Source organism: Synechococcus sp. H55.10, from assembly GCF_047502715.1.
In the GTDB taxonomy this organism is placed as follows: domain Bacteria; phylum Cyanobacteriota; class Cyanobacteriia; order Thermostichales; family Thermostichaceae; genus Thermostichus.
This window is the reverse complement of the sequence record NZ_JANSJJ010000050.1, coordinates 1-11,416: the sequence shown is the minus strand read 5'-3', so window position 1 is coordinate 11,416 and position 11,416 is coordinate 1. Positions and strand designations below refer to the sequence as shown.

Genomic DNA, 11,416 nt, shown 5'->3' with positions numbered 1-11,416 from the left:
CCACCTATCCGTCCAGTTGCGCCCTCAGGGTTTGCACGCCCCGCCGCGACCAGCTCACTGCTCCAACGCGATCGGCGATGTAGAGGGGCCGCTGCTTTTGCCGAAACCAGGTGGCTACTGCCTCGCCAACAGGGCCGGAGCTGATGCCCGCCTGCACCTGAAAGCGCTCCAGCAAGTCCAGGATCACGGATCCCCCATCCCACCACAGCCAGTCGATCTGGGCCGGCAGCAGGGGGGATCCGGTCAGCTCAGCCTGGACGTTGGTGCCGGCGGATCCCAAGAGCAGCCAACGGGATTCCTCCGCCTCCAGGGTCAACACCAGAGGGTTGGTGTGGACAGCCTGCAGCTTCAGCCGCTCCGAAAAAGGGATCCAATCCGCAGGCCGCAAGACTTGATAGGGGATCCCGGCTGCTTGCACGGCGCTGAGGGAGCGCAGGTAGCTGTCCGAGGCGGCATTGACGCCGCCCCCATCCCAGAACTGCCCGATGGAGAAAGCCGAAAGCAGGATCTCCCAGCCCCCATTGGCCGAGCCGGCAGAGGTCATGGCCACCGCCCCCTCCAGACGGCGCAGGCCCTGCTGCCGCAAAAAGGGCAGCACCGTGCGCTCGGCCAAGCGGGGATCGCCACTGTTCAGTAAGAGATGGCGTCCTTCGGCTTGGATGGCCAGGATCGGGATACGGCCACTGGCCAAAGCCGTGATCTGAACTGGCGGCCCCGGCCACAGCCTCGGCCCCAGCAGGATGGCAGCCATAACCAGAGCAGTACCCTGCCAGCGGAAAGCCCGCCGCCAGCGGGGCCAAAAGGTCAGGGCCACCAGCGCCCCGTAGAGGAGCAGGCACTGCAGCAACGAGACCCTGCCGGTGTAGTAGGAGCTTAGGGGCCAGCCGGCCATCCAGCTCACCCAGTTGATCAAAGGCGTGAGCAAAAACGTCAAGGGCCGGGCCAGCAGGGATCCCAGCCCCGGCCAGATCAAGGCCACCAGGGCCGCCCCAAACCCTGCCACCAGCAGCGGCACTACTAGAAGCAATAGCAGCGGGTTGGCCAGCAGCGAGTAGGTGGGGATGCGGCCAAAGATAACCACCTGTAGCGGCAGGGTCCAGATCTGGGCGGCCAGCGGAACGGCCAGAGCGGTAGCCACCGCCGGCGGCAAAAAGTCCAGCCGGGACACGATCGGCGCCGTCCCCACCAGCAGCCCCAAGGTGGCGGCAAAGCTAAGCTGAAACCCCAAGTCCGTAATCCACAGGGGCTGGTAGATCAAGAGCAAAACTGCCGCCACCAGCAGCGTCCCCAGGGGGTTAAGCCTGACTTTTCCTTCCAGTCTGGGCTCCGTCAGTACCAGCATGGCCGCCACCCCCATCACCGCCGCCCGCAACACCGAAGGCGTAAACCCCGTCAAGGTGAGGTAAATCCCCAAGACCGCCAGGAGGATCCCTTGCTGCAGGCGCACCGGCAGCCGCCGCGTCAGGACGAACACCACCCCCACCAGCAGCGACACGTGAAACCCAGAGGCCGCCAGGACGTGGGCCAGGCCAACTTCTCGAAAGGCATCCTGCAAATCAAAGTCCAGTTGAGCAGCGCGGGATCCCAGCACCAGGGAAGCCAAGAGGTTCCCCTGCCGCTCCCCCAGCCCGGCAATGAACGCCTCCCGCACCCGCCGCCGCAACACCCAACCTCCCCAGCCCCTCCCGCCCGGTTGGGGAATCACCTCGCGAGCGCTGAACCCCGCAAAAGCCCCCTGCCGCTGCAGATAGACCTGAAAATCAAAGCTGCCTGGGTTCAGGGCTGGACTGGGAAGGTAGAGGGATCCCGTCAGGCGCACCCGCTGGTTGGGATGGAGATCCTGGCTTGGGAGAGCTTCAGGGGTGGCAGTGACGTAGAGCTTGCCGCTCACCTGGCGAGCGGTGGAGTTGGCCTCCAACACCTGCTCCGCCTCAAGCCAAAACTGCCGCCGCTCGCTGCGGGTGGGACGGGGCTCCGCAAGAACGGTGCCCACCAGGCTCATCTGCCGCTGCGGCGCCAGCAGGCTAATATCCGTCGGGCCGGGAACCGGCTGCCGCCAGCCCAGGTAGGCCCAGGCCAGGCAGCCCACCAGACCCATCGCCAGCCAGGTGCGGGCCAAACGCGGTCGTCGCCGCCACCCCAGGGATCCCACCAATCCCAGCCCCAGCGGGATCCCCCAGCCCCAGCCGCTCACCGCCGGCCAGGCCCGCAGCAACAGGCCCAGGATCCAGCCCAGCCCCAGCAGATAGGTTCTTTCCATGTTTCCGCGGCACGTTTGCCCCCACTGTACTGTCGCCCTCAGGCGGGATCCATGGCCTTGTCTTAACCTTGCTCGCCTGCCAAAAAATCGTATTAAAGGATACTCTTTCTCGCCCCTGGCAAAGGGAGTGTAGATTAGGGCTGTTCGCGTGGCGAGCTGTTCAAGTGCTTTGCAGCACCAGGTAGGGCTCGCAGATGCCGAGGAAGTTCCCCGAGCCAACCTTCTCAGATAAGCAGCAGTCGTCTGTTCCCCTCTCTACCGTTTTCCTTGAACCCTATGCGCATTCGATCCATCCGCGTTCTCAGTGGCCCCAACTACTGGAGCATCCGTCGTCACAAGCTGATCCAAATGCGGCTCGATCTGGAAGACCTGCGGGAGCGCCCCACCAACACCATTCCGGGTTTTAAAGAAAGGTTGCAGACCTTGTTGCCGGGACTGTGGGAACATCAGTGCTCCCGCGGCTGCTATGGGGGATTCTTGCAACGGGTGGAAGAGGGTACCCTCATGGGCCATGTGGTGGAGCATGTGGCTTTGGAACTGCAGACCCTGGCCGGCATGAAAGTGGATTTTGGCCGCACCCGCGAAACCTCCACCCCCGGCACCTACAACGTCGTCTTTGAGTATCAGGAGGCAGAAGCCGGGCGCTTTGCCGCCAAAGCTGCAGTGTATCTCTGTCAGGCCTTGGTGGATGGAGAAGACTACCGCCGCGACCTGGAGCTGGACATCCAAGAGTTGCGAGAGATCCGAGAAAACGTCCGCTTCGGTCCCAGCACCCAAGCTCTGCTGGATGAGGCCGCCCTGCGCGGCATCCCCTATCTCCGCCTTAACAAGGGATCCCTGGTGCAACTGGGGTACGGAGTCTACCAAAAGCGCATCGAAGCCACCACCACCGAAAAAACCAGCATCATTGCCGCCGACCTGGCCGCCGACAAACGGGCCACCAAAGAACTGCTGCAAGACATGGGGATCCCGGTGCCCAAGGGCTACACCGTGCGGCGTCGCAGCGAGTTGGCGGCCACTATCGAGGATGTGGGGGGCTTTCCGGTGGTGATCAAGCCCCTCAACGCCAACCATGGCAAGGGCATCACCGTCAACATCACCAGCTTGGAGGCCGCCGAGATCGCCTACGATGCGGCCAGCCAGTACTCCGATGTGGTGTTGGTGGAACAACACCTGGTGGGGGATGACTACCGCCTGCTGGTGATCAACAACAAACTGGTGGCCGTGGCCAAACGGATCCCAGCCCATGTAGTGGGGGATGGCCGCTCCACCATTCAAGAGTTGATCGATGCGGTCAACCGGGATCCGCGGCGGGGGTTTGGTCACGAAAACGTGCTGACCCAGATCAGCGTTGACGACATGACCCTGCGCATCCTGGAGAGCAAAGGCTACACCCTGGATACCGTGCTGCCCGAAGGAGAGCATTGCACCCTCAAGTCCACGGCCAACCTGAGCACCGGCGGCATTGCCGTCGATTGCACCGATATCATCCACCCCTACAATGCCTTTATTGCCGAGCGGGCAGCTCAGATCATCGGCCTGGATGTGGCGGGCATCGACCTCATCTGCCCGGACATCGCCCAGCCCGTCAACGAAACCGGCGGCGGCATCGTCGAAGTGAACGCCTCTCCGGGTTTGCGTATGCACCTGGCCCCCAGCGAAGGGATCCCGCGCAATGTGGCCGAGCCCATCATCGACATGCTCTTTCCCCCCGGCAGCCACACCCGTATCCCCATCCTGGCCGTCACCGGCACTAACGGCAAAACCACCACTACCCGCCTGATCGCCCACATCCTCAAAGGTATCGGCAAGCGGGTCGGCTTTACCACCACCGACGGCGTTTACATTCAAAACCATCAAATTGCCAAGGGAGACATGACCGGCCCCCACAGCGCCCGCCTGGTACTGCGGGATCCCACCGTAGAAGTGGCGGTGCTGGAAACGGCACGGGGCGGTATCTTGCGGGAGGGTTTGGGGTTCCCGGAATGCGACATTGGCGTGGTGCTCAACGTAACCTCAGATCACCTGGGGCTGGGGGACATCGAAACCCTGGAAGACATGGCCCGCGTCAAATCGGTTTTGGTGGAGGCGGTACACGAGCGGGGCTACGCCGTCTTAAATGCCGACGACGGCCTGGTGGCCGCCATGGCCGCCAACGTCAAGGCGACGGTGGCCTATTTCAGCATGAACCCGGAGAATCCCCTCATTCAAAAGCACATTGCTTCCGGGGGCACAGCGGCTGTTTATGAGGAGGGTCACATCTCGATTTTGAAACGGGGCTGGAAACTGCGCATCGAAGATGTAACCAACATTCCCCTCACCCTCTCCGGCAAGGCCAGCTTCATGATCCAAAATGCCCTGGCCGCCACCCTGGCCGCCTTCCTGCACGGGGTTTCCATCGACGACATCCGCATGGCACTGGGCACCTTTACCAGCTCTGTGGCTCAAACCCCCGGTCGGCTCAACTTGTTCGATGTGGGCGGCTACCAGGTGTTGGTGGACTACGCCCACAACCCGGCAGGCTACGAGGCCATTCAGAGCACCCTGGAACGCTGGGATTGTCAGCGGAAGATTGGCGTGATTGGCGGCCCCGGGGATCGGCGCAACAGCGATCTGAGAGAGTTGGGAGTCCTGGCGGCGCGGATGTTCGACCGAGCCATCGTCAAAGAAGATGATGACCGGCGGGGACGGGAGCCAGGCGAAGTGGCCGCTCTGATCCGGCAGGGTTGGGAACAGGAAAAGGCAGGGGATCGCTTGCAGGAGATCCTGGATGAGGCAACTGCCATCGAAACTGCTTTGGAAAAGGCCGAACCCGGAGACCTGGTGGTGATCTTTCCGGCAGACGTGCAGCGCACCATCCAGATCATCACCCGCTTCCAAGACAAGCTTAACCCCAAACCCAGTTACCGTGGCTCTTCCTACAGCATGGGCCCAAACTTGATCTCCCCCAGCCCTGAGGGCAAACCGTCTTGAGCCGGCTGCCGACAACTCCAGAATGCTTCATGGTTGCCAGAAGCATGCCCCCGTTCCCTAAAGAGTATTGGGAATTGAGTGGGCGGAGATGGCCCATAACCCCCCGGCGGCGATATCCTGGGTTTAGGCTTGCCAGGGCCAGGCTGGCTCAGCTTGTCTTTTGGGGAGGAGCAGGTGTAGAGACTCCATTCCGTTTGTGCGAACGGTTCAAGGGATCCTCGCTTTTTAAGGCTCTTTTAAGGAACCTTAAGCGTTTCTAAAAAAGCTCAAAGAGGGCGGACAGAACGTTAGGGATCCCAAGCGACTTTGGGAACATCGTTAGGGTAATAGTGGGCTTCGCAAGGTAGGGAAACCGCACATGGACAGCGCGTTGCTGCAAGCAGCTCGTCAGATCTATCAATTTCATCTCCAGCATCGACCGGAGGTGCTGGAGCAGCCGCCGCGGGGTGTGGTCATCCACCGCCGTACCCTGAGAGGGGATCTGATCTTTTCTGAGTTTCCCATTCTGCTGCCCCAAGAAACCTTTATTCCGCTGCAGCAGTTGGAGCCGCTGCGGTGAGGCAGAAGGGCTCCTCTCCCGTTCTTCTCCTGCCCTTTTGAAGTGGTTGCCATGCTCAACCTTCTCTCCTGCTACGCAGCGCTTGCGCAATGTGGCTGAGCAACGCCGACGCGAACGGCATCTGGGAGCTGCGCCTGTTGGGCTGGGTGCTGGTGTTGGTGCTGGGAGCCTGTGTGGGCAGCTTTCTCAATGTGGTAGTCTATCGCCTGCCGCGGGGCCTCTCTCTGCTCTATCCTGGATCCCATTGTCCCCACTGCAAAACACCGCTGGGCCCGACGGAGAACATCCCCATTCTGGGCTGGTTCCTGCTGCGGGGCCGCTGCCGCCACTGCGGTGCGCAGATTAGCTGGCGCTACCCTGCCGTTGAAGCCTTGACCCTGGGGCTGTTTGGCCTCAGCATCGCCATCTTGGGTTTTTCCCCCCGCGGGATCCTCACCTGTGTCTTGTTGGGCTGGCTGCTGGCCCTGGCGCTGGTTGATCTGGACACGTTCTTGCTGCCGGAAGCGCTCACCCGCTCCGGCTTGGTGGCGGGGCTGCTGGCCCGCTTGGCGCTGCCCTGGCTGGAAGGATCCGGATCCCTGGCGGCCATGGGCCTGTCGCTGGTGGCCGGGATCGCGGGGGCCGTGTTGGGCATTTGGTTGCTGGAGGGCATTGGCTTTGTTGCCCGCTGGGTTTTGCAGCGGGAGGCCATGGGCGGAGGAGATGGCAAGCTGCTGGCTCTGATCGGCATGTGGCTGGGCTGGCAAGGAGTCGTGGTGACTCTCCTTTTGGGTTCCGGCTTTGGCTTGCTGGGCAGCCTGCTGGCCATGACCAAAGGAAAGGCCCGCCTGGGCAAACCCATCCCCTTCGGCCCCTACTTGGCTCTGGGCGGTGCCGTGGCCGCCTTGGCGGGATCCCCCCTGGTGGAAGCCTACCTGCACTGGTCGGGTTTGCTGGGGTAGAACTCCCGCACCCCTCTTCCAGTGGCAACGGCGCCAACGATCGGCAGGGATCCCCTTTGGCCCCTATTCCACCCCCTCGATCCGGTCTTCCACTTCTTGGTACAGCTCCTGCAGGCGCTCAATATTGGCCTGGGAAGTCTGCCAGTAGCCACGCCCGTGCACCTCCAACAGGGATCCGACGATGCGCCGGAAGGAGTGGGGGTTGAGGTTCATCAGCCGCTGCCGCATCGCCTCGTCCTTGATGAAGGTCTCGTTGGTTTCCTCGTAGATCCAGTTGTCCACCGCGCCTGCCGTGGCCGACCAGCCGGAGGTGTTCACCAGCCGCTTGGCGATCTCCCGCACCCCTTCGTAGCCGTGCTTGAGCATGCCCTCATACCACTTGGGGTTGAGCAGCTTGGTGCGAGCATCAAGGCGGATCGTCTCGCTCAGGGTGCGGATCTGGGCGTTGGGTGTGGTGGTATCCGCCATGTAGGCCGAGGGGGCCTTGCCGTCCGGGCGCAGGCTCTGCACCAGCTTGGTGGGATCCGAGTCGAAGTAGTGGCTGACATCCGTCAGGCTGATCTCCGAGGAATCCAGATTCTGGAAGGTAACGTCCACCGTTTTCAGGCTGGCCTCAAAAAGCTGCCGCATCTGCTGGTTGGGCAGATTGGAGCCGAAGGCAAAGGACTTGCGGGATAGATACATCTCCCGCAGCTCGCTCTCGTCTTCCCAGGAGCTGTTTTCCACCGCCAGGTTGATGTTGGCCGAGTAGGAGCCGGAAGCGTTGGAAAAGACCCGCGTTGCTGCCTGCTCCAGCGTCAGCCCCAGCTCCTTGGCCTGCTGTAGGGCGTGCTTGCGCACAAAGTTCAGCTCCAGCGGCTCGTCGGCCAAGGCCGCCAGCTTCACCGCCCGGTCGAGGAGAGCCATTTGGTTGACAAACAGATCCCGGAACACCCCCGAGCAGTTGACCACCACGTCGATGCGGGGCCGCCCCAGCTCCGCCAGAGGGATCAGCTCCACCTTGTTCACCCGCCCCAGGGCATCCGGCTTGGGACGCACCCCCAGCAAACACAGCACCTGGGCTAGCGATTCCCCATAGGTCTTGATGTTGTCCGTGCCCCAGAGCACCACCGAGATGGTCTCCGGGTACCTGCCGCCGTTGGCACTCAGCTCCCGTGCCAGCAGCCGCTCCACCACGATCTCCGCCGACTTGATGGCCGCTGCGGTGGGGATGGACTGGGGATCCAAAGCGTGCAGGTTGCGCCCCGTCGGCAATACATTGGGGTTGCGGATGGGATCCCCGCCGGGCCCCGGCAGGATGTACTCCCCTTCCAAGGCCCGCAGCAGCGATCCCAGCTCGTAGTCAGCCGTAATTTGCTTAAGGCACTCTTCCAAAAACTCGAACAGAGGCTTGAGCAGCTCCGCATCCACCTGGGGATAGCCTGCCTCCTTGAGGGCCACCAGCCAGGGCGCCTGCCGCCCCATGTTGAAGAAGTTGAGCTTAGCTACCCTGGAGACCCGCCCCTGGGCGTCGGTTTGCTCCTGCACCAGGGCCGCCACTGCCTTGTGGCAGGCCTTGTTGATGCGATCCAGCAGCTCCGTATCCGCCAGGTGCCCCCGATCCCGGTTGCGGTAGATCTCGTCGATATCCCGGCCCAGGCTCTGGGCAATAATGCGCGGCAGGCCAAGGATCCCTTCTTCTGGGCGGTCGATGCTGGCGATGCTGACCAGGGTGGCGATGGCTTCCTCTGCGGTAGGGGGCGCCCCGATCACATGCAGCCCACAGGGCAACAGCCGCGACTCAATCTCCATTAGCTTGGCGTAGAGCTGGCCCACCACCGTGTCCCGTTCTTCCAGGGTGAGCTGGCCGGCATCCACCGTCGGCAGCTCCACGTCCTTGTCCAGGTTGACCAGGCGCGCCTTGTCACAGATGGCGTTGACAATGGCAATGCCCCGTGCCCCCTCCCGCAGGGTTTGGTAAGAGCCAATCAACTCCCGCAGCTCCTGCAACCCCTTGTAGAGGCCGGCATTTTCTGCCGGCGGCGTCAAGTAGCTGATGGTGCAGGCGTAGCCGCGCCGCTTGGCGATGGTGGCCTCGCTGGGGTTGTTGGCCGCGTAGTAGTACAAGTTGGGCAGGGATCCAATCAAATTATCCGGGTAGCACTCGCCCGACATGCCGATCTGCTTGCCCGGCATGAACTCCAAAGAGCCATGGGTGCCAAAGTGCAGCACCGCATCGGCTCCCCAAACTTTCTCCAAATAGGTGTAGTAGGCGGCAAAACCGTGGTGGGGGCTGGCCGACCTGGAAAAGAGCAGCCGCATGGGATCCCCTTCGTAGCCAAAAGTGGGCTGCACCCCGATGAACACATTGCCAAAGTGCTTGCCGTAGATGAGCAGATTCTGCCCGTCGGTGTTCAGGTGCCCCGGCGCCGGCCCCCAATATTTTTCAATGGCTTTGACATAGGGCGTCAGGGCCTCGTATTCCCGCACCGACAGCTTGGCAGCCACGTTCAGCTCCGGGCTGGCGTACTGGGCCTGGGCATCGTGCAGGATGGCCTCCATCAACTCCTGCGGCGTTTTGGGCAGCTCTGGCCCCAGGTCATAGCCGTTGTGGGCCAGCGCCTGCATGACGCGGTGGATGGAAGCAAACACATCTAAGTAGGCCGCCGTCCCCACATTGCCCTTGTCCGGCGGGAAGCTGAAGACGGTGATGGCGATCTTCTTCTCCAGCTTGGGCTTACGCCGCAGATTGGCCCACTTGATGGCCCGCGCCGCGATCAGCTCAATCCGATCCTGTAGAGCATGGGCCTTGCCGGTGGCCGCGTCCCGCCCCGAGAGGATGATGGGATCGATGGCCCCGTCCAGCTCAGGGATGGCAATCTGCAGCGCCACCTGCACCGGGTGCAGGCCCAAGTCACTAGTGGCCCATTCCTCTGTGGATTGAAACACCAAGGGCAGCGCCACCATGTAGGGGCGATTGAGCCGTTGCAGCGCCTCCACGGCCTTGGGGTGATCCTGCCGCGCCGGCCCGCCCACCAGGGCAAACCCCGTCAGCGACACCACCACATCCACAATTGGCGTCGTCTTCTGCTCGTTCCAGAAAAACTCGTTCACCGGCTTGGAAAAGTCCAAGCCGCCGGCAAACACCGGCACCACCCGCGCCCCGCGCGACTCCAGCTCTTGCACCATGGCCACGTAGTGGGCATCGTCCCCCGTCACCAGGTGGGTGCGCTGCAGCACCAGCCCCACACAGGGGGCCAGGGGATCCTTCACGTCTTCTGGCAGATCCTCGCGGGCGTTGTACCAATCCCAATACTCCGCCAGGCTGGCAAACATCTGCGGCGCCAGCGGGTGCCAAATGCCCATCTCCAAATAGGTGACCGGCTCGGCAAACTTAACCTGATCCCGCATCCCCGGCAGGTAGCGATCCGCCAGCATCAGCAAAAAGTTCTCCAGGTTCTCGCGGGATCCGCCCAGCCAGTACTGGAAGCTGAGCATGAAGTTGCGGGCATCCTGGGCCTTGTCAAAGGGCAGGTACTTCAACACCTTGGGCAGCGTCTGCAGCAGCTTCAGCATCCCCTCTTGGAAGTTGGATCCCTGTTGGCGCTTGCGCATGAACTGGGCAATGGCGCTCTTAGATTGGCCCAGTTGCGCCATGGAAAAGGATCCCAGCTTATTAAGGCGCATCACCTCTGGCATGGAGGGGAACACCACCACCGCATCCAGCCGCTCCCGCAGGGGTTCTACTGCCTGTACCACCTTCTGGGCAATGTCCTCAATGAAGATCAAGGATCCGATAAAAACATTGGCCGCCTCCAGATCCCGCCGGAAAGCCTCATACCCCGCGGGATCCCGCAGCTCTTCCACCAAGTAACCAGACAGCTCCACCGCCAGCTTGGGGTTCTGGGCATTGATGCGCTGCACCGCCGCCGTCAGGGCACTCTGATACTGCGGCTCCAACACCACGTACACCACCTTCATCAGTCGGCGCCCCCCCAGCTCAGCAGGGGTCACGTGGCGGGTGATGGGCTTAACCAGAGTAAACATGCAGTCGCTCTCCCTTGTGCAATGCAAAAAAGCAAGTGGGCCGGGAATGGGCATTCTTCCCTAGCGCCTGTTTCCCGTTCTACCAGAGAACCGGAACTGGGTTCGTTAAGAGCCGTTACACATGTAACAATTCGCAATTTACCAGCTCCACTCCCGCTCTGCCTTGGGATACTTGCGCTCCAAAGCAAAGGGCAAATAGACAGAGCCGTATCCTTATTCCAAGTCCTGCTGATGTTGTCGCTTGACCCAGGGCAAGTGTTCTTGCAAAGGTTCCACTAGGGTTTCTGGCAGCATCGTTAACCGGCTCTCCATCCCTTTGCTATTGCGAATCGCCAGTTGCCGTTGGGCAAAATCCACATCTTTAACCCGGAGCTGCTGAGCTCCTGCCAACCTCGAGCCACTGCCATACAGCACCTGCACCACCAAGCGATAGATCCCAGACAGATGCACAATGACAGCCTTGACCTCCTCAGGGGTTAAGACCGTAGGCAAATAGCTTGAGCGCATGGCTCGTACGGCGTCTAGGTCAAGGTCTAGCTCCAGATGCAAAACTTCTCGGTAAAGGAACAACAGCGCACTGAGAGCTTGGTTCTGCGTGGACGCCGCCACCCTCTCCTCCACCGCTAAGTGGGTTAAGAAGGCATTGATCTGCTCGCC

At 61.9% G+C, this 11,416-nt stretch carries 6 protein-coding genes; 3 read left to right on the top strand and 3 right to left on the bottom strand.

What is annotated here, in order from left to right:
- Positions 1–4: 4 nt before the first annotated feature.
- A complete protein-coding gene (locus NW858_RS04530) occupies positions 5–2,260 on the bottom strand; it encodes a ComEC/Rec2 family competence protein (protein WP_414519992.1) in 2,256 nt (751 codons plus the stop codon).
- Positions 2,261–2,536: 276 nt separating this feature from the next.
- Here NW858_RS04530 and cphA point away from each other — a divergent pair, with 276 nt between their 5' ends.
- The 3 genes from cphA to NW858_RS04515 all read left to right on the top strand — a co-directional run bounded on the left by cphA (position 2,537) and on the right by NW858_RS04515 (position 6,733).
- Positions 2,537–5,233 (top strand): cyanophycin synthetase, encoded by a 2,697-nt coding sequence (cphA, locus tag NW858_RS04525; RefSeq protein ID WP_414334332.1) that lies wholly within the window; start codon positions 2,537–2,539, stop codon positions 5,231–5,233.
- A gap of 358 nt (positions 5,234–5,591) precedes the next feature.
- The gene (locus NW858_RS04520) at positions 5,592–5,792 is read left to right on the top strand and encodes a hypothetical protein (RefSeq protein ID WP_414330572.1); all 201 of its coding nucleotides are present in this window, start codon (positions 5,592–5,594) and stop codon (positions 5,790–5,792) included.
- A gap of 89 nt (positions 5,793–5,881) precedes the next feature.
- On the top strand, positions 5,882–6,733 hold the full coding sequence (locus NW858_RS04515) for a prepilin peptidase (RefSeq protein WP_414334331.1): 852 nt from the start codon (positions 5,882–5,884) through the stop codon (positions 6,731–6,733).
- A gap of 63 nt (positions 6,734–6,796) precedes the next feature.
- On the opposite strand, the gene NW858_RS04510 is transcribed toward NW858_RS04515, so the two are convergent.
- Both NW858_RS04510 and NW858_RS04505 read right to left on the bottom strand, forming a co-directional pair.
- Positions 6,797–10,759, bottom strand: coding sequence for a magnesium chelatase subunit H (locus NW858_RS04510; protein ID WP_414519989.1), 3,963 nt, complete (start codon positions 10,757–10,759; stop codon positions 6,797–6,799).
- 213 nt (positions 10,760–10,972) lie between these two features.
- Positions 10,973–11,416: phage integrase N-terminal SAM-like domain-containing protein (locus tag NW858_RS04505; RefSeq protein WP_414368112.1), on the bottom strand; the 444-nt coding region annotated here is incomplete at its 5' end.